This is a genomic window from Mycobacterium zoologicum, from assembly GCF_020181635.2.
Classification (GTDB): Bacteria; Actinomycetota; Actinomycetes; order Mycobacteriales; family Mycobacteriaceae; genus Mycobacterium; species Mycobacterium zoologicum.
Genome location: NZ_JAYJJS010000004.1, coordinates 216,346 through 233,789 on the forward strand (window position 1 = coordinate 216,346; position 17,444 = coordinate 233,789).

Here is a 17,444-nt window from a genome sequence, read left to right on the forward strand (position 1 = left end):
GGCCGATGCTACTGCGCGAGTCGTGGCGATTCGGCGGATTCGGCGAGCGGTGTAGTTCCGCGAGCAAGAGATCCGGCGACGAGGGAAATCAGCGGGTTTGGACAGTGCCGTCGAAGTGATTGGCGCGCAGCCACTTATTGGTCGTACCCCGGATGATCTATTGACAACCGGTGCCGGACCAGGGTGTAGAGGCAGTCGGTGAGCGCCTCGGCACGGTCGTCGAGGTCACCGGCCCGGATGGCCGCCGCCAGCGCGGCCTCGTCGGTGAAGCCCAGTGCGGCCAGTGCTGGCGCATCCGAGGACGTGTCGGACAGTTCGCGTTCGACGATGCGCAAAGCGTTGGCGGCCACTCGGGCGTGGAACCTGACCTGGCCCTGCGTGCCGGCGTCGCCGCCGGCAAATGCGCTGTCGAGGAACTCGGCGACCGCGGTAACCAGTTCGGCGGCGGTGGGGCGACGGCCGATCATGCCGGCACCTGATCGAGCAGTCGCAGCAGGTCCCACTCGGTTTCGCTGACCCGACGGCCGATGGTCGCCAATTCCACCGATCGGCTCTGCCCGCTCAGATGTCGTTCCGCCTGGTAGCGGCAGATGATGCCCCAGCGAAGCGTGCCCAACACCAGCCACCAGGCGAAACGGTCCTCATCGACGGTGGTTCCGGCGGCGTCGGCGTAGGCGGCCAGGAAACCGCCGATGTCGCCCAGACCGCCTGCGGCGCGTTCCGGCGGAGCGCCGAACCGCCAAGCCCGAAGGCAGAACCAGGCCAGGTCCTCACACGAGTCGCCGAGGTGCACCAGCTCCCAGTCCAGCACCGCGGCCAGCGTCGACCCGTTGACGATCAGGTTGCCCATCCGGAAGTCACCGTGCACCAGCTGTGCGGGCGCAGGCGAAGGTCGTCTGCTCTCCAGCCACCGAAACGCCCACTCGAAGACGGCCGTTGTGTCGTGCATCGAATCCAGCTGCGCACGGCAGGCCGACAACTGGTCCTCAGAGCTCAGTGCGACGCCAGCCGGGTCGGCCCGATGAATGGCCGCCAGCGCCCGGGCGCACTGATCCAGAAGATATGCGCGGCCGGTGTCGTCGAGCTGGCGCTCGATACGGCGGACCACCGTCTCGCCGGCGATCTCGTCGCAGATCAGGAACGGATTGCCCAGCGCCGCCGTGGAATCGTCGGCGATGAGAACTGTCGGCACCGGGGCTCCCGCCCGCTGCGCGGCGCGTTGGGCATCCGCTTCGAGCTCCATGCCGGCGTGGATCTCATCGGGTGGTCCGGTGCGCAGGATCAGCGCATGGCGTTGCGGCGCATCGCCGGCGGCAACGGCGTCAAAGGCCCAGGTGGTTCTGCTGGCGCCGCCGGTCAGGGTGCGCAGTCCCTCGACGGTGACCGGGCCGAGTTCCGGTGCCAGTACCGTGGCCAGCTTGTCGGCCAACTCGTCAGAAGTCATCGTCGGCGGTCGAACCCGAACAGCCGCTGCGCGACCCGGCGGATCTGAATCTCCTCGGCTCCTTCGGTGATCCGGTACCGGCGGTGGTGACGATAGATGTGCTCGAACTGCTGGTGCCGGGTGTAGCCGAGCCCGCCGAAGGTCTGGATCGCCTGGTCGGCGGCGTTGCACACCAACCGGTTGGCGCGGTAGTTGGCCATCGACACCTTGTCGGAGACCTCCAGGTGGTGATCACGGTCCAGATGCCATGCTGCGTAGTACACCAGCAGTCGCACCATCTGTGCTTCGGTCTGCAGCTCGGCCAGCGGCCATTGGACGGCCTGGTTGATCGACAGTGGCTTGCCGAACACCCGGCGTTGTACGGCGTATTCGGCCGCCCGGTCGATGCAGTACTGCGCGGCACCCAGGCTGGAAGCGGCCTGACGAATGCGGTTCTCGTGCAAGAAGGTCTGGGCGACCTCCAGGCCGTGGTCGACCTCGCCGAGCACCGCCGCGGCCGGTACCCGGACGTCGTCGAGCTCGACCTCGCCGTGATCGGTGGGCATGTTGAACGTCCACCAGTAGAACGGGACGGTGAAGCCGGGCGTGTCGGTGGGTACCAGGAATGCGGTGATGCCGGTCGCGGCGCCGGCCTCTCCGGAGGTGCGGGCGAACACCAGGTCGTGGGTGGCCCGATGCACTCCGGTGTTGAATCGCTTGGCGCCGTTGATCACCCAGCCGTCACCGTCGGGCTCGGCGCGGGTCTCCAGCCAGGTGGCGTCCGAACCGTGCGCCGGCTCGGTGAGGCCGAACGCCATGGACCGCTCGCCGGTGATCATGGCCTGGGAGAACTCGCGGCGCTGCTCGTCGGTGCCGAATCGCTCCATCATGATGACCTGCGGAAAGTTCCCGACGATCGACGACTCGTCCTGCAGGTCGTTGTGTAGGCCGAGTCCCTTGTGCGCCAGATGTTCCCGGATCACGGCCATGTCGATGTTGGTGCCGTCGCGGCCGCCCAGCGACGACGGCAGCCCGTAGCGCAGCCATCCCGCGGCGTCGGCCCGGCGGCGCATCTCGGCGAGCAGGTCCTCCCACTCCCGGCGCGGGATGCCGTCCTGCTCGATGTCGGTACGGGCGAATTCGCGGCGATGGTCGAAGTACTGCATGTTCTCGGCCTGCAGCGGAGCGATCTCGCGTTCGATGAAGGCGTCCATCTCGGCGAGCACGTCCGGCAGGTGGGCGGGCAGGGTGAAGTCCATTGCGTCTCCTTCAGTTGCCGTACAGGGTTTTTCGCCAGATCGTCGCCAGCGTCGCTATTGCGTCGCTGTCGCTGATTCGCCATCCCGGACCGGATGGGCCGACGAAGACGACGGTGAAGTTCTCGAACAGCAGGGCGATGGCCGCCGCGGTGTGGTCGGGATCGAGGTCGAGGCCGTGGCCGTGCTGCTGGGCGTGCCGCACCGAGGCGGCGACGATGTCCATGCCGAAGCGGCGGAACTCGTTCTGCAGCGCGGAGAATCGCGCGTTGGTGGAGGCCAGTTGGGCCACGGCGATCATGACGCCGATGTTCTGCTTGAACATCGACCAGTAGGCGCTGACCACCGAGGTGAAGAACTCGGTGTCGCCCGTGGGGGTACCTCCCGCTTGCGGGGGAGAGTCCGGTAGCCGCATCTTCAGGCCCGACGGCTCCACCACGTCGGTCAGGAACGACTCGGCCAGCGCGGCCAGCAGGTCCTCCTTGTCGGTGAAGTATCGGTAGAGCACCGCCGTCGACTTGCCGGCCGCCGAGGTGATGTCGGCCAGGGTGGTGCCGTGAAAGCCGCGCTCGGCGAAGAGTTTCCGGGCAGCCTGTTCGATCGCGCCGCGAGTCTGGCGGCCCTTCGTACTGAGCTCCCGCTGGCCGGCCATCTCCGGCTCAGTCCCGCTTCCGGTCCCCGGCGGCCAGCAGCGCGCTGGGCAGGCCGTGCCCGACGACGGAACCGGCCACCTGTGCCGCCCCGATCGCGGCCTGCAGGTCGATCCCGGTCTCGACACCACAATCGTGCAGCAGGTAGACCAGATCCTCGGTGGCGATGTTGCCGGTGGCTCCGGGTGCGAACGGACAGCCCCCGAGGCCGCCCGCAGACGAGTCCAGCCGCGTGATGCCGGCGCTGACCGCGGCGTACGCGCTGGCCAGCCCGGCGCCGCGGGTGTTGTGGAAGTGCGCGCCCAGCGGTATCCCGCCGATGATCGGCCGGACCGCCGCGATCAGTTCGGTGACCCGTCGCGGGGTGGTGGTGCCGATGGTGTCGGCGATGGCCAGCCGGTCGACTCCGAATTCTGTTGCCTTGGCTGCGATGTCGCTGACACGCCGCGGGGCAGTCGGCCCGTCGAAGGGGCAGTCCCACGCGGTGGCGATGATCACCTCGACAGTCGCGCCGGCGTCGTGGGCGATGCCGGCGATGTCGGCGATCGCCGCGGTGGCCTCCGCGCTCGAGCGGCCGACGTTGGCGGTGCTGAACGCATCCGAGGCGCACACCACGTACTCGATCGAGGTCAGCCCGGCGGCCACCGCGCGAGCCGCCCCGCCCGGGCTGGCGACCAGCGCGGAGAACTCGGTGTCGGGGTAGCGCCACAGTTCGGCGGCGAGCTCCGCGGCGTCGGCGAGTGCGGGAACCTTGGTCGGCGACACGAAGGACGTCACCTCGACCTCGCGGACGCCGGTGGCGGCTATCGCGGCCAGCAGTTCCAGCTTGGCGCTCAACGGGATCGGCTCCTCGATCTGCAGGCCGTCGCGCAGTGCGACCTCGCGGATCGCGACCTTGCCGGGCAGCGTCATCACAGCACTCCCTCGCTACGCAGGGCTTCGAGTTCGGCGTCGGTCTTGCCCAGCAGCCCGCCGTAGATCTCGGCGTTGTGTTGACCGGGCCGCGCCGACCCAGCGTTGCGGATGGTGCCGGGTGTCTCGGAGAGCACTGGAATGACACCCGGCCCCAACACTTTCCGCCCGGCGCCTTCGTCCCAGTGCTCGGCGAGCATGCCGCGGGCCCGCAGCTGCGGGTCCTTGACGACGTCGGCGACGGTGTTGATCGGCCCGGAGATGACCCCGGCCGCACTGAGCGTCGCGATGATGTCCTCGGGCGCCCGCTGGGCGGCCCACGCGCCGATGATGTCGTCCAGCACGTCCTGGTTACGGCCGCGCGCACCGTGATCGGCGAACCGGGGGTCGGTTGCCAGCTCGGGGGAGTCCATCGCGTTGCACAGCCGGGCGAACACGCTGTCCTGATTGGCGGCGATCACCACCCAACTGCCGTCGGCGGACTGATAGATGTTCGACGGGGCGATGCCCTCCAGGCGGGTGCCGGACGGCCCGCGCACCACGCCGCCGACGTCGTAGTCGGGGACGGTGGATTCCTGGATGGCCAAACACGATTCGGTCAGCGCCACGTCGACGACTTGGCCCTCGCCGGTGACGGTGCGGCGGTACAGCGCTGCCAGCGCGCCCTGCGCGGCGAACATGCCGGCCAGGCTGTCACCGAGTGACAGTGCCAGCCGCGGCGGTGGCCCGCCGGGAAAGCCGTTCATGTGCCGCAGTCCGCTGGCGGCCTCGGCGACGGAGGCGTAGCCCGCCTTGCCGGCGTCCGGACCGGTCTGCCCGTAGCCGGAGACCCGCACCAGGATGATGCCCTTGTTGCGTTGGCGCAGCACGTCGAAGCCCAATCCCCAACGCTCCAGGGTGCCGGGGCGGAAGTTCTCGATGACGATGTTGCAGTGCTCGACGAGCTCGAGGAACAGCTCGCGGCCCTGCTCGCTGCGCAGATCCAGCGTGACGGCTTTTTTGTTGCGGGCGTGCACGGTCCAGAAGAAGTGGTGTCCGTCGAGTTCGGCCTGCCCCCAGGTACGCAACGGGTCCGGCTTGCCGGGCAGCTCGATCTTGATGACCTCGGCGCCCATGTCGCCGAGCAGGCGCCCGGCGAACGGCCCGGAGATCAGGGTGCCGAGTTCGACGACCCGGATTCCGTCCAGTGCGCCCGTCGCAGTCACAGGGTTGAGCTTACGAAGTCATGTCGGGTCAGCCAATCGGTGACGGTGCCGACGGCCTGTCGCAGCGCCCCGCGCTGGTCGACACCGGCGTAGTAGTGGTTGGCCCCGGCGATTTCGTGCATCTCCTTGTCGCCGGTGCCGATCGCCTCGAAGAGCCGCCGGGTGTGGCTGGGGGTGCAGGCGTCGTCGGCCGTGTTGCCGATCACCAGGGTGGGCACTGCGATGTCGGCACCGCAGTCCAGCCCGTCGCCGTTGGCGTCGTCGTAACTCCACTGCGACAGCCAGCTGCGCAACGTGCAGAACCGGGCCAGGCCGACCGGGCTCATGTTCACCACCTGCGGATCGCCCAGATAGCAGGTACCCGGTACGCGGTCGTTGGGGTCGACGGCCGGATCCAGCCAGCGCGGGTCGGCCATGGTGCCGTGCACCACGAACGCGAACTCATCATCGGGACGCCCGGCAGCCTTCAGCTCGGCCAGTTTCTCTTTGACCCACTCGGTGATCCGTCGATTGCGGTTGATCTGAGCGTCCCGGTAGCGGTCCAGGAACTCGGCGGTATAGGGCGGCTGGTTGGGGTTGGCCGGGTCGTAGAGATCCAGCTCCGGGTCACGCTTGGTCGGGTCGGTCTCGTCGAGGATGGAGGCATCCAGCCATTCGGTCATGGTGCCGTGCCGGCTGATGTGGGCGGCCAGCAGCATGACCCCGTCGGCGGGGATCAGCCCGAGCTTGGTCAGGTCGGGGCCGTCGCCGGACGGGCTGGCCGTCACGGTCGGGTGCTGTGCCTGCTGCTGGTAGAACAGCGACAGTGAGCCGCCGCCGCTCCAGCCGGCCAGCACCACCTTGGTATAGCCGAGCCGGTTCTTGGCGTCTTTGATGCACTCGCCGAGGTCTTGGACCACCTTCTCCATCAGCAGCGCGGAGTCGGTGCCCCGAAAGCGGCTGTTGCAGTAGATGACATGGTGTCCGGCGCGCGCCAGGGCATTGACCATCGGCAGGTAGGCGCCTCCGCCGATCGGGTGCATGAACACCAGCACGGTGTCGCTGGGGGTGTCCTTGGGGCGCAACAGATAGCTCTCCAGCACCACCAGCTCGGCCACCCCGCCGTAGACATCGCGGACCCCCGAATCATTCTGGTAGGCAATCAGATAGGGGATGCGTTCGTAGTCGTGTTTCATGCGTGCTGTCCCAGGTCTTTGGCGAGAACTTCCGGTGATGGAGCCAGGCGACGGCGGGTGTCGATCGCGATCACCTGCCAGTCCACTCGGGGATAGTCGTCGAACTTGCGGCGGGCGCGTTCGCGGGCGGCCTCCGGGGCGCCGTGGTGCACACCTTGGGGTGCATGGCTGATCAGGCCCGGCGGCATCGGGATCCCATAGAGCGATCCGCCGTGGAAGAAGGCGATCTCGTCGTAGTCGACGTTGCGGTGATACCAGGGGGTGCGTTCGGTGCCCGGCACCCCTTCGGCGGGCTTGGGCAGGAAGTTCATCACATACACGCCGGTGGCCTGCATGAACAGGTGCACGGTCGGGGGCAGGTGCACGCTGTCGGAGGTGACGACGTTGTAGTCGGCGATGTTGAAGCTGAACGCGAAGTTGTCGCCGCGCCAGCCCGCCACGTCGATCGGATTGTGTTGGTAGTACAGCGTTGTCGGTCCACCGTCGTGGATCAGCCGGACCTCGTACTCCTCGCGACCGTCGTCGTCGATGGGGGCCGGTTCGGGAATGACCGCCTGCGACGGATCGAATGGGAAGTGTCGCCCGAGCGGGCCCGGTGGCGGTACCCGGAACTCGTCGGTGGCCTCGATCAGCAGCAGCGTCGTCTCGGCCGCGGGTACCTGCCGCCAGGTGGTGGCCTTGGGCAGGTACACCCAGTCACCCTCGCGGTAGTCCAGCGGCCCGAACTCGGTCTCCAAGTGCCCGGATCCGGTGTGCACGAAGAACAACAGATCACCGTCGACGTAGCGCACGTGATACGGCATCTCCGCCGAGCGCCGGGACAGCGAGATGCGGCAGTCGTCGTTGTGGAACAACCGCAGCGGGTGCCCCGCCGGGTCGGTGGCGTCGGCCGGCTCGAGTTGAGTCGACAGCACGTCGATCGGCCGCAGCGGGCCCTCGGCCCGGTACGCGGTCGGGTCGCCCAGCCGGTACAGGTTGGCGGTGCGTCCGGTGAAGCCGCCGCGGCCCAGCTCGTCGTCCTTGAGGCCGTCGAGGTCGGCGTGCAGGCGGCGAGGGGTGGTGCCTTTGCGCAGGTGGACGAAGGATTCCATCGGCGACTCCCAAGGCTCGACACAAAAAGTGAAACTGATTTTACTTTTTGTGCCGGGCCGACGCAAGGGTTCACTCGCGCCGAGCGTGCACCAAGGTCCGGGCCCACCTGCGGGTTTGCCGGACCCTTCTGCACGCTCGCGGGGAAGGCTACTTCAGCTCGGCGGAGCTCAGGCCCAGCAGCCGGCGGGCCACCACCAGTAGCTGGATCTGCTGGGTGCCCTCGAAGATGTCCAGGATCTTCGAGTCGCGGCCCCACTTCTCCAGCAGGGTCTGCTCGGAATAGCCCAGCGTGCCGGTCAACTCGACGGTCTTGAGGGTGACGTCGGTGGCCATCCGGGCGGCCTTGGCCTTGCCCATCGAGGCTTCCTTGGAGTTGGGGATGGAGTTGTCGGCCTGCCACGCCGAACGCAGCGTCAGCAGATTCGCCGACTCCCAGTCGGCCTCCATCCGCAGGAACTCTGCGGCCGGTGCGCTCTGGGCGTGTGCCGGCTTGTCGTAGGAGATCTCGATCCCGGCGTCGACGAGCACCTTGCGCAGCTCTTCGAGTGCGGCGCGGGCGATTCCGACCGCCATGGCGGCGACGATCGGCCGGGTGCTGTCGAAGGTCTCCATCACCCCCGAGAAGCTCTTCTCGGTGTTGATCTCCGGGCTGCCCAGCAGGTTGCCCTTGGGGATGCGGGCGTTGTCGAACCGGATCACCGCGGTATCGGAGGCCTTGATGCCGAGCTTGTGCTCCAGGCGCTCGACGATGACGCCGGGGTGCTCACGCGGCACGATGAACGACTTGATGGCCGCGCGTCCCAGCGAGCGGTCCAGGCTGGCCCACACCACGATATGGGTGCACCGCGATCCGGCGGTGACGAAGATCTTCTCGCCGTTGATCACGTACTCGTCGCCGTCGAGGGTGGCGGTGGTGGTCACGGCGGCCGAGTCGGAGCCGAAGCTCGGCTCGGTGATGGCCATTGCCGCCCACACCTTGCCCAGCCGCTCGAGCTGCTCGTCGGTGGCCACGCCGGAGATGGCCGCGTTGCCCAGTCCCTGATAGGGGATCGAGAGCATCAAAGCGACGTCGCCCCAGCTCATTTCGAGCACCTGCAGCATCGCCGCCATGTTGGCGCCGTTGCGGTTGCCCGCCGCGGCGGCGGTGTCGCGGAATGCCTCCGCGCCGGCCAGGTCGCTGCCGCCCGCCTTGGAGACGCCGTCGAACAGGGTCTCGAGCGTGTCCAGTTCGACCGGGTAGGCGTGTTCGCGCTGGTCGTATTTGCGTGAGATGGGGCGCAGGATCTCGGCGGCACCGGCGTGGGTCATCTCGATGACGCTCTGCAGCTTCTTGGGGAGTTCCAGATTGATTGCCATGACAGATCTTTCGTCTGGGTATTCGGGGAGAGGTCAGGTAACTGCTTTTAGATCACCAGGACGCCCTCGGCGACGCCGATGGCCCGCAGGTCGCGGTACCAGCGCTCGACCGGGTGTTCCTTGGTGTAGCCGTGGCCGCCGAGCAGCTGCACGCCGTCGAGGCCGATCTGCATGCCCTTGTCGGTGCCGAGCCGCTTGGCCAGGGCGGCCTCGCGGATGAACGGCAGGCCCTGCTCGGCGCGGCAGGCTCCGCGCCAGACCACCAGGCGCAGCCCGTCCAGCTCGATGGCGATGTTGGCGCACATGAAGGCCACCGACTGCCGGCGGGCGATCGGCTCACCGAACGCCTCGCGCTCCTTGACGTAGGGCATCACGTAGTCGAGTACCGCGTGGCTGGTGCCGACGGCCAGTGCGCCCCAACCCAATCGGGACAGCGCAATGGCTTCCGAATAGTTGGTCGCGTGATCGGCTTCGGTCGTGTCGGCTTCGCCGAGGCGGGCACTGAGGGGCACCGAGACCTGGTTCAGCTCGATCTGGCCGAGGGCGGCGGCACGGATTCCCATGCTGGGGTCCGGCTTGATGCTCAGGCCCTTGGCCGAGGACTCGACGATGAACAGGGCCGGCTTGCCGCTCAGCTGCGCGGCGACGATGAACACCTCGGCGCTGGTGGCCGCTGGGACCAGCGATTTGACCCCGTCGAGGCGGTAGCCGCTGGGGGTGCGCACCGCGGTGGTCTTGAGGTTGGTCGGGTCGAACAGCGGGTGCGGCTCGGTGATCGCCACGCAGGCCTGTGGGACGTTCTCGCCGGCGAAGGAGGGCAGGTAGGTGGCCTGCTGGTCGGCGCTGCCCCAGTGCGTCAGCGCCGAGGCGAAGCCACCCGGTGCCAGGATCGGCAGCGCCAAGCCCATGTCGCCGTAGGCCAGTGCCTCGGCGACCAGAACATTGGTGACGGCCGAGCGCTGTGCGGCGATCCCGTCGAAGTCTTCCGGGATGTTGATCGCGGTCACGCCCAGCTCGGCGGCCTTGGTCAGCAGCGTTGCCGGATAGTCGGCGGCCTCGTCGGCGTCGTGGGCGGCCGGACGCAGCAGTTCGGCGGCGAACTCCTCGACGGTCTCGACGATCATCTGCTGGTCGTCGTCGGGGGTCAGGTCGAAGTAGTCCTTACCGCTGGCCTTGAGTCGGGTGGGGGACTTGCCCAGCGTCTGAACACGCTTGAACTCGCGACCGGCGGTGGCGCCGACCGAGAACACGGTCTTGACCCCGTAGTTCAGGGCGCGGTTGAGCGGGCTGCGCAGGTTGTGGCGGTCCAGGAACTCCTGGCCCACCAGCGGTGTGACGATGGCGAGCGCGGTGGCGATCGGGGACCGCTTGTGCGAGCCGAGTCCGATCGCACTTGAGGGGCCGGTCCGCCGGGTACGGCCCTTGGATCCGGTGGTCGCCGGTGCGGTGTCAGTCATGTCAGAGCCTCACTGGTCAGCAAGCGTGGATGGCTCCACCTTACTCCGAAGTAAGGTGACTCGGTAGTAAGGTGTGACGAAACCCTCAGCGCGCAGCCTAGCCCGTGGTCAGACGCCCCAACACCTGTTTGTGCAGCACCGCGTTGGTGGCCACTGCGCTGCCGCCGTGCGGCCCCGATGCACCGGTCAGGTCGGTGAATTGCCCGCCCGCTTCGCGCACCAGCACGTCGAGCGCGGCGAGGTCCCACACCGACACCGCCGGCTCGGCGACGACGTCCACCGCGCCCTCGGCCAGTAGGCAGTACGCCCAGAAGTCGCCGTAGGCGCGCACCCGCCACACCGCCTCGGTCAAGTCGAGGAACTGCTCGCGCAGGCCGCGGTGCACCCAGGTCGTCAGTCCGGCGAACGTCAGGCTGGCCGCATCCAGATCGGCCACCGAGGACACCGACAATTTCTTCGCCGGACCGTTGCCGACGCGGGCGAAGGCGCCTTGGCCATGCGCGGCCCACCACCGCCGGTGCAGAGCCGGGGCGCTGACCACCCCGATCTGCGGCACGCCGTCCTCCAGCAGCGCGATGAGGGTGGCCCAGACCGGGACTCCGCGGACAAAGTTCTTGGTGCCGTCGATCGGGTCGATGATCCACTGCCGGCCGCTGAAAATCGCTGTGCCGCCGAATTCTTCGCCGAGAATCTGGTCGTCGGGCCGCTCGGCCGCCAGCACCTCGCGCAGCGCGGTCTCGACCGCCTGATCGGCATCGGTGACCGGCGTCAGGTCCGGTTTGGTGTCCACCCGCAGATCGAGTGCGCCGAACCGATCCAGGGTGATCTCGTCCGCCCGGCCGGCCAGGGTCAGGGCCAGGGCCAGGTCATCGTCAAGCTTGGTGTTGCTGTGCGCCATGGGTGCAGTCCTACCATGGCGCCATGTGGGAGATCGGGGCACTGCTGCTGCTGTTGGCGATCCTGGCGATGTTCGTCGCACCGCGATTCTTCCGGCCGGGCCCGGGCGGGTCGGCGCAGGAGGGCACCCTTCTAGTCACCGGTGTGAGCCCGCGGCCCGATGCCGAGGGAGAGCAGTTCGTCACCATCGCCGGCATTCTGCACGGCCCGACCCTCGACGAGCACGAGGTTTACCAGCGCCTCGCCGTCGACGTCAGCAGGTGGCCGAGCATCGGTGACCTGCTGCCGGTGGTGTATTCGCCGCGCAACCCCGACAACTGGAACCTGGTGGCCCGACCGCCGCATCAACCCTGACTCTCAGTTGCGCCCGATGCGCAGCATCTCCGCCACGCTGGCCAGTTTGACCCGCGGCCGGCCGTGCGGCTCGCCGGCGGACCGCTCATGGTCGTCGATCCGCTGCCAGTGCTCGTCGGTGATCAGCTCCGGCTGCCGGGACAGCAGCCAGGCCTGCAGTTGCGCTTCGTAGTCGGACCCGACGTCGGGTAGGTCCCGGGCTGCCAGGTCGGCGGCCAGCGTGTCGATGGTCGCCTGGGAGTCGCTCTTGTTGCTGCCGATCACCCCCGACGGCCCGCGCTTGATCCAGCCGACCACGTACTGGTTGTCGGTGCCGTCGATGCGTCCGTCGGTGTGCGGGATGGTCGCGTTGCGCTCGTCGAACGGCAGCCCCGGCGTCGGCACGCCCCGATAGCCCACCGAGCGCACCACCAGCTGGGCCGCCAGTACCTCGCGTTCACCGGTGTCGCGGGCGCTGACCCGGCCCTCGTCGTCGGTGACCAGTTCGTTGTGGCCCAGCACGATCTCCTGCACCCGCCCGTCGCCGCGGATCTCGATCGGCGAGGTGGCGAATCGGAACACGATCCGACGGTGCCCGGGGTGGAGCTCGCGTCCCACGTAGGTGCGCAGCACCTTCACGTTCTGCTTGGGATGCTTGGCTGCCGTCTCGACGTCCTCGTCGGTGATGCCGGCGAACTCGGCCGCCTCGATCACCACGTCGACGTCGTCGAGGCCGGCCAGCTCACCGAGTTCCCGGAGTTCCGGGCTGGTGAAGGTGGCCTGCAGCGGGCCGCGACGCCCGATGATCACCACCTCTTCGATGTCGCGCGGGCCGAGCCGCTCCAGGGCGTGGTCGGCGATGTCGGTGCGGCGCAGTTCATCCGGCTGGGTGATCAGGATGCGGGCCACATCGAGCGCCACATTGCCGTTGCCGATCACGACGGCACGCTTGACGGACAGGTCAGGGGCATGGTCGGCGAAGTGCGGATGGCCGTTGTACCAGCCGACGAAATCCACCGCGGCGACGCTGCCGGGCAGCTCCTCACCCGGGATGCCCAGGTGTCGATCCGACTGCGCCCCAACGGCATAGACCACGGCGTCGTAGCGCTCGGCGAGTTCGGCCGGCGTGACGTGCTCGCCGACGGTGATGTTGCCGAAGAACCGGAACCGGGGATCGGCAGCGGTCTTCTCGAACTGCGAGCTGATCGACTTGATCTTGGGATGGTCCGGCGCCACACCGGAGCGCACCAGCCCCCAGGGCGTCGGCAACATCTCCAGCATGTCGACCCGCACGTCGACGTCACCCCCGGCGGCGAGCTTGAGCAGGGAGGCCGCGGCGAAAAACCCGGACGGGCCGGAGCCGACGATGGCGACGTGGTAGGGACGCATCCGCACCAGCTTTCTGTTCGGGGCTTGTCCCGCTGATGCTAAACGCACACAGGGTCCGGGCGATACAGGTCGGCATCGGTCCGTGACAACCGGATTCACCGGCGCCGGTAACCTTGGCGTTCGTGGAACCTGACCGCCAGTCCGACATCGCCGCCCTCGACGCCACCTTGACCACGGTGGAGCGGGTGCTCGACGTCGACGGACTGCGCCGTCGTATCGGCGATCTGGAACGCGACGCCTCGGATCCGAACCTGTGGGACGACCAGACCCGCGCCCAGAAGGTGACCAGCGAGCTGTCGCACGCCCAGGCCGAGCTGCGCAGGGTCGAGGAACTGCGCCAACGCGTCGATGACCTCCCGGTTCTGTATGAGTTGGCCGCCGAAGAAGGTGGTGCGGACGAGGTCGCCGAGGCCGACGCCGAGCTGGCCAAGCTACGCGAGGACGTCGACGCGATGGAGGTCCGCACCCTGCTCTCCGGCGAGTACGACGAGCGCGAGGCGCTGGTCACCATTCGTTCGGGTGCGGGCGGGGTGGACGCCGCCGACTGGGCCGAGATGCTGATGCGGATGTATATCCGCTGGGCCGAGCAGCACAAGTACGGGGTCGAGGTGTTCGACACCTCCTACGCCGAAGAGGCCGGGATCAAGAGCGCGACGTTCGCGGTGCACGCGCCGTTCGCCTACGGCACCCTGTCGGTGGAGCAGGGCACCCACCGGCTGGTTCGAATCAGCCCGTTCGACAACCAGGGCCGTCGGCAGACGTCGTTCGCCGAGGTCGAGGTGCTGCCGGTGGTGGAGACCACCGACCACATCGAGATCCCCGAGGGCGACGTCCGGGTCGACGTCTATCGCTCCAGCGGGCCGGGCGGGCAGTCGGTGAACACCACCGACTCGGCGGTGCGGCTCACCCACATCCCCACCGGGATCGTCGTCACCTGCCAGAACGAGAAATCGCAGCTGCAGAACAAGGTTTCGGCGATGCGGGTGCTGCAGGCGAAGCTGATGGAACGCAAGCGCTCCGAGGAGCGCGCCGAGATGGACGCGCTCAAGGGCGACGGCGGCAGCTCGTGGGGCAACCAGATGCGGTCCTACGTGCTGCACCCCTACCAGATGGTCAAGGACCTGCGCACTGAATACGAGGTCGGCAACCCGTCGGCGGTGCTCGACGGTGACATCGACGGATTCCTGGAAGCCGGAATCCGGTGGCGCAACTCCCCGGATGGCGACTAAGCCATGATGATGGCCTTCTCGCCCGGACAGCGCTGGCACGACGTGTGGAGTGGTCCGATCGGCGAGTGGGTGATCACCAAGGGCCTGCGGATCGTCCTGCTGCTGATCGGTGCGGCGCTGGCATCGCGGTTCATCACCTGGGCGGCGCGGCGGGTGACGCGGCGCCTCGAACACGGCTTTGCGGCCAGCGACGCGCTGGTGCGCTCGGAGGCTTCCAAGCATCGCCAGGCGGTGGCCTCGGTGATCTCCTGGGTGTCGGTGGTGATGCTGTGCGTGGTGGTGGCCGTGCAGATCACCGGGATCCTCGACATCCCGGTCGGTTCGCTGGTAGGGCCGGCGGCGGTGCTGGGCGGTGCGTTGGGTTTCGGTGCTCAGAAGCTGGTGCAGGACCTGCTGAGCGGTTTCTTCATCATCACCGAAAAGCAGTACGGTTTCGGCGATCTGGTGCAGCTGTCGATGACCGGGGCGCTGACCGAGGCGCTGGGCACCGTCGAGGAGGTGACTCTGCGGGTGACCAAGCTGCGTACTCCCAACGGCGAGGTCTTCACCGTCCCGAACGGCAACATCGTTCGGTCGCTGAACCTGTCCAAGGACTGGGCGCGTGCCGTCGTCGACATCCCGGTTCCCACCACTGCCGACCTGAACCAGGTCAACGAGGTGCTGCACCAGGTGTGCGTGAACGCGCGCGAGGCCGACGCCCCGCTGCGCGACCTGCTGCTCGACGAGCCCTCGATCATGGGGGTGGAGAGCCTGGAGGTCGGCGTGGTCAATCTGCGGATGGTCGCGCGCACCCTGCCCGGCAAGCAGTTCGAGGTGGGACGCCGGCTGCGCACCCAGGTGGTGCGCGCACTGGCCTCGGTCGGTGTGACCACCGCCGGTGAGGTGAAGCCGGTGGAGACGCCGTGAAACTCAAGCTGACGAAACCGGAGACGGCCCGCCCGGCCGGCGACGGGCACCGCTGGCCCGGGTATCTGCTGGGCGGCCGGGTCCGCACCTCGACCGTGGTGCTGATCATTGCGTTCGCCGGGGTTTGGTGGGTTTATGACACCTACCGAGAGGACGTGACGCCGCCGGCCGCGCCGCAGGTGGTGCCGCCCGGCTTCATTCCCGACCCGGCTTACACCTGGGTGCCGCGCACCAGACTGCAGCAGCCGCCGGCGACCGTCACCGAGACCGTCACCCCCACGCCGACCACCACCGAGACGCCCTCACCGACCAGCGAACCGCCGATCCGGACGCCCGTGCCCGGATTCCCGTTCTGCCCGCCGTTCTGCCCGCCGGACGAACCCGAGCAGAGCCCCGCGCCGCCCGAGTCGCCCCCGCCGCCCGCCCCGGTGCCGCCGCCGGCCCCGCCAGGGTCCCCAGCTCCGTCAACGCCGGTCCCGTCGGCAGCCCCGCCCCCGCCCCCGCCCGCGCATCCCGCGGTGCCCTAGCACGTGGCCTGACCGGCATCGGTGCCCCGCACGGCTAAACTGCGTGCCGTGATGATCACGCTCGACCATGTCACCAAGCAGTACAAGTCGTCGGCACGTCCAGCGCTGGACAACGTCAACGTCAAGATCGACAAGGGCGAGTTCGTCTTCCTGATCGGCCCGTCGGGCTCGGGTAAGTCGACGTTCATGCGACTGCTGCTGGCCGAGGAGACCCCCACCAAGGGCGACATCCAGGTGTCGAAGTTTCACGTCAACAAGCTGCCCGGCCGGCACATCCCGAGCCTGCGCCAGGTGCTCGGCTGCGTCTTCCAGGACTTCCGGCTGCTGCAGCAGAAGACGGTGTTCGAGAACGTCGCGTTCGCCCTCGAGGTCATCGGCAAGAAGCCGGAGATGATCAATCGCGTGGTCCCCGAGGTGCTGGAGATGGTCGGGCTGTCCGGCAAGGCCAACCGGCTGCCCGGCGAACTGTCCGGCGGAGAACAGCAGCGGGTGGCGATCGCCCGCGCTTTCGTCAACCGGCCGCTGGTGCTGCTCGCCGACGAGCCGACCGGAAACCTCGACCCGGAGACCAGTGAGGACATCATGGATCTGCTGGAGCGGATCAACCGCACCGGAACCACGGTGCTGATGGCCACCCACGATCACCACATCGTCGACTCGATGCGGCAACGTGTCGTGGAGCTGTCGTTAGGACGGCTGGTGCGCGACGAACAGCGCGGTGTCTACGGAATGGATCGTTAAGTGCGCTTTGGGTTTCTGTTCAACGAGGTCCTGACCGGCCTGCGCCGCAACGTCACCATGACGGTGGCGATGATCCTGACCACGGCTATCTCGGTGGGCCTGTTCGGCGGTGGTCTGCTGGTGGTGCGGCTGGCCGATCAGTCCCGCAACATCTACCTGGACCGCGTCGAGTCGCAGGTCTTCGTCAACGCCGACGTCGCGGCCGACGACCCGAACTGTGAATCACCGACCTGCAAGGCGCTTCGGGAGCGCATCGAGTCCCGCGACGACGTGAAGTCGGTGCGCTACCTCAATTCCGACGATGCCTACGCCGACGCGATCCGTAAGTTCCCCGAATTCAAGGACGTGGCGAGCAAGGACTCCTTCCCGGCGTCGTTCGTGGTCAAGCTGGACAACCCCGAGCAGAGCAAGGATTTCGACGCCGCGATGCAGGGGCAACCGGGTGTGCTCAGCGTGCTCAACCAGAAGAAGCTGATCGACCGATTGTTCGCGGTGCTGGACGGGCTGAGCAGCGCGGCGTTCGCCATCGCCCTGGTGCAGGCGGTCGGGGCGGTTTTGTTGATCGCCAACATGGTTCAGGTCGCGGCCTACACCCGGCGCACCGAGGTCTCCATCATGCGGCTGGTGGGCGCCAGCCGCTGGTACACCCAGTTGCCGTTCCTGGTGGAGGCGGTGCTGGCCGCGACGGTCGGCGTGATCATCGCGATCATCGGACTGATCGTGGTGCGAGCGTTGTTCCTGGACAACGCATTGAGCCAGTTCTACCAAGCGCATCTGATCGCACGCATCGACTATGCCGACATCTTCTACATCTCGCCGATCCTGTTGCTGCTGGGCGCGGCGATGGCGGGGGCCACCGGATATGTGACCCTGCGCCTGTACGTCCGGCGGTAGTG

General features: G+C 68.0%; 18 protein-coding genes. 6 read left to right on the top strand and 12 right to left on the bottom strand.

Annotation, left to right across the window (positions count from 1 at the left end; translation table 11 throughout):
* Window positions 1–134 precede the first annotated feature (134 nt).
* The 11 genes from K6T84_RS05255 to hisN all read right to left on the bottom strand — a co-directional run bounded on the left by K6T84_RS05255 (window position 135) and on the right by hisN (window position 11,424).
* Window positions 135–467 carry a DUF6285 domain-containing protein gene (locus K6T84_RS05255; protein WP_224861661.1) on the bottom strand — a complete coding sequence of 111 codons (333 nt, stop codon included), beginning with the start codon at window positions 465–467 and terminating at the stop codon, window positions 135–137.
* Window positions 464–1,444, bottom strand: a complete 981-nt coding sequence (locus K6T84_RS05260; RefSeq protein ID WP_225396712.1) for a phosphotransferase family protein — start codon at window positions 1,442–1,444, stop codon at window positions 464–466. The genes K6T84_RS05255 and K6T84_RS05260 overlap by 4 nt, the downstream gene beginning before the upstream one ends.
* Window positions 1,441–2,682 carry an acyl-CoA dehydrogenase family protein gene (locus K6T84_RS05265; protein WP_224861658.1) on the bottom strand — a complete coding sequence of 414 codons (1,242 nt, stop codon included), beginning with the start codon at window positions 2,680–2,682 and terminating at the stop codon, window positions 1,441–1,443. Before K6T84_RS05265 ends, K6T84_RS05260 begins: the two co-directional genes overlap by 4 nt.
* Window positions 2,683–2,692: 10 nt before the next feature.
* Complete coding sequence (locus K6T84_RS05270) at window positions 2,693–3,331, bottom strand: TetR/AcrR family transcriptional regulator (RefSeq protein ID WP_225400402.1); 639 nt, start codon at window positions 3,329–3,331, stop codon at window positions 2,693–2,695.
* 7 nt (window positions 3,332–3,338) lie between these two features.
* A complete protein-coding gene (locus K6T84_RS05275) occupies window positions 3,339–4,241 on the bottom strand; it encodes a hydroxymethylglutaryl-CoA lyase (protein WP_224861654.1) in 903 nt (300 codons plus the stop codon).
* Window positions 4,241–5,446 carry a CaiB/BaiF CoA transferase family protein gene (locus K6T84_RS05280; RefSeq protein WP_224861652.1) on the bottom strand — a complete coding sequence of 402 codons (1,206 nt, stop codon included), beginning with the start codon at window positions 5,444–5,446 and terminating at the stop codon, window positions 4,241–4,243. Before K6T84_RS05280 ends, K6T84_RS05275 begins: the two co-directional genes overlap by 1 nt.
* On the bottom strand, window positions 5,443–6,621 hold the full coding sequence (locus tag K6T84_RS05285; protein ID WP_224861650.1) for an alpha/beta hydrolase: 1,179 nt from the start codon (window positions 6,619–6,621) through the stop codon (window positions 5,443–5,445). The genes K6T84_RS05280 and K6T84_RS05285 overlap by 4 nt, the downstream gene beginning before the upstream one ends.
* Window positions 6,618–7,712, bottom strand: a complete 1,095-nt coding sequence (locus tag K6T84_RS05290; protein ID WP_224861648.1) for a homogentisate 1,2-dioxygenase — start codon at window positions 7,710–7,712, stop codon at window positions 6,618–6,620. Before K6T84_RS05290 ends, K6T84_RS05285 begins: the two co-directional genes overlap by 4 nt.
* A 148-nt stretch (window positions 7,713–7,860) precedes the next feature.
* A complete protein-coding gene (locus K6T84_RS05295) occupies window positions 7,861–9,069 on the bottom strand; it encodes an acyl-CoA dehydrogenase family protein (protein WP_224861646.1) in 1,209 nt (402 codons plus the stop codon).
* Between the two features lie 47 nt (window positions 9,070–9,116).
* Window positions 9,117–10,526: an acyl-CoA dehydrogenase family protein gene (locus tag K6T84_RS05300; protein WP_224861644.1), complete on the bottom strand. Its 1,410-nt coding sequence runs from the start codon at window positions 10,524–10,526 to the stop codon at window positions 9,117–9,119.
* A gap of 97 nt (window positions 10,527–10,623) precedes the next feature.
* Complete coding sequence (hisN, locus tag K6T84_RS05305; RefSeq protein ID WP_224861642.1) at window positions 10,624–11,424, bottom strand: histidinol-phosphatase; 801 nt, start codon at window positions 11,422–11,424, stop codon at window positions 10,624–10,626.
* A 23-nt stretch (window positions 11,425–11,447) separates the two neighbouring features.
* Between hisN and K6T84_RS05310 the strand changes: the two genes are divergently transcribed.
* The gene (locus tag K6T84_RS05310) at window positions 11,448–11,777 is read left to right on the top strand and encodes a hypothetical protein (protein WP_224861640.1); all 330 of its coding nucleotides are present in this window, start codon (window positions 11,448–11,450) and stop codon (window positions 11,775–11,777) included.
* Window positions 11,778–11,780: 3 nt separating this feature from the next.
* Here the strand turns inward: K6T84_RS05310 and K6T84_RS05315 are convergent, their stop codons facing one another.
* Window positions 11,781–13,145 carry an FAD-dependent oxidoreductase gene (locus K6T84_RS05315; RefSeq protein WP_224861638.1) on the bottom strand — a complete coding sequence of 455 codons (1,365 nt, stop codon included), beginning with the start codon at window positions 13,143–13,145 and terminating at the stop codon, window positions 11,781–11,783.
* Window positions 13,146–13,267: 122 nt separating this feature from the next.
* On the opposite strand from K6T84_RS05315, the gene prfB reads away from it, so the two are divergent.
* Genes prfB through ftsX form a run of 5 tightly spaced genes read left to right on the top strand, consistent with a single transcriptional unit; the run spans window position 13,268 to window position 17,442 of the window.
* A complete protein-coding gene (gene prfB / locus K6T84_RS05320) occupies window positions 13,268–14,374 on the top strand; it encodes a peptide chain release factor 2 (protein WP_224861636.1) in 1,107 nt (368 codons plus the stop codon).
* Window positions 14,375–14,377: 3 nt separating this feature from the next.
* Window positions 14,378–15,280, top strand: coding sequence for a mechanosensitive ion channel family protein (locus tag K6T84_RS05325; RefSeq protein ID WP_224861634.1), 903 nt, complete (start codon window positions 14,378–14,380; stop codon window positions 15,278–15,280).
* On the top strand, window positions 15,277–15,807 hold the full coding sequence (locus K6T84_RS05330) for an Rv3103c family proline-rich protein (protein ID WP_225400401.1): 531 nt from the start codon (window positions 15,277–15,279) through the stop codon (window positions 15,805–15,807). The genes K6T84_RS05325 and K6T84_RS05330 overlap by 4 nt, the downstream gene beginning before the upstream one ends.
* A 51-nt stretch (window positions 15,808–15,858) precedes the next feature.
* A complete protein-coding gene (ftsE, locus tag K6T84_RS05335; RefSeq protein ID WP_224865882.1) occupies window positions 15,859–16,548 on the top strand; it encodes a cell division ATP-binding protein FtsE in 690 nt (229 codons plus the stop codon).
* Window positions 16,549–17,442, top strand: coding sequence for a permease-like cell division protein FtsX (gene ftsX / locus K6T84_RS05340; protein ID WP_224861630.1), 894 nt, complete (start codon window positions 16,549–16,551; stop codon window positions 17,440–17,442).
* Window positions 17,443–17,444: the final 2 nt, after the last annotated feature.

What these genes read in the sequence shown, in the direction of transcription:
- K6T84_RS05300 (WP_224861644.1), bottom strand. Translation starts at nt 10,526, where the DNA reads ATGACTGACACCGCACCGGCGACCACCGGATCCAAGGGCCGTACCCGG.
- hisN (WP_224861642.1), bottom strand. Translation starts at nt 11,424, where the DNA reads ATGGCGCACAGCAACACCAAGCTTGACGATGACCTGGCCCTGGCCCTG.
- K6T84_RS05270 (WP_225400402.1), bottom strand. Translation starts at nt 3,331, where the DNA reads ATGGCCGGCCAGCGGGAGCTCAGTACGAAGGGCCGCCAGACTCGCGGC.
- K6T84_RS05315 (WP_224861638.1), bottom strand. Translation starts at nt 13,145, where the DNA reads ATGCGTCCCTACCACGTCGCCATCGTCGGCTCCGGCCCGTCCGGGTTT.
- K6T84_RS05265 (WP_224861658.1), bottom strand. Translation starts at nt 2,682, where the DNA reads ATGGACTTCACCCTGCCCGCCCACCTGCCGGACGTGCTCGCCGAGATG.
- ftsE (WP_224865882.1), top strand. Translation starts at nt 15,859, where the DNA reads ATGATCACGCTCGACCATGTCACCAAGCAGTACAAGTCGTCGGCACGT.
- K6T84_RS05325 (WP_224861634.1), top strand. Translation starts at nt 14,378, where the DNA reads ATGATGATGGCCTTCTCGCCCGGACAGCGCTGGCACGACGTGTGGAGT.
- K6T84_RS05310 (WP_224861640.1), top strand. Translation starts at nt 11,448, where the DNA reads ATGTGGGAGATCGGGGCACTGCTGCTGCTGTTGGCGATCCTGGCGATG.
- K6T84_RS05285 (WP_224861650.1), bottom strand. Translation starts at nt 6,621, where the DNA reads ATGAAACACGACTACGAACGCATCCCCTATCTGATTGCCTACCAGAAT.
- K6T84_RS05295 (WP_224861646.1), bottom strand. Translation starts at nt 9,069, where the DNA reads ATGGCAATCAATCTGGAACTCCCCAAGAAGCTGCAGAGCGTCATCGAG.
- K6T84_RS05290 (WP_224861648.1), bottom strand. Translation starts at nt 7,712, where the DNA reads ATGGAATCCTTCGTCCACCTGCGCAAAGGCACCACCCCTCGCCGCCTG.
- K6T84_RS05255 (WP_224861661.1), bottom strand. Translation starts at nt 467, where the DNA reads ATGATCGGCCGTCGCCCCACCGCCGCCGAACTGGTTACCGCGGTCGCC.
- K6T84_RS05260 (WP_225396712.1), bottom strand. Translation starts at nt 1,444, where the DNA reads ATGACTTCTGACGAGTTGGCCGACAAGCTGGCCACGGTACTGGCACCG.
- K6T84_RS05275 (WP_224861654.1), bottom strand. Translation starts at nt 4,241, where the DNA reads ATGACGCTGCCCGGCAAGGTCGCGATCCGCGAGGTCGCACTGCGCGAC.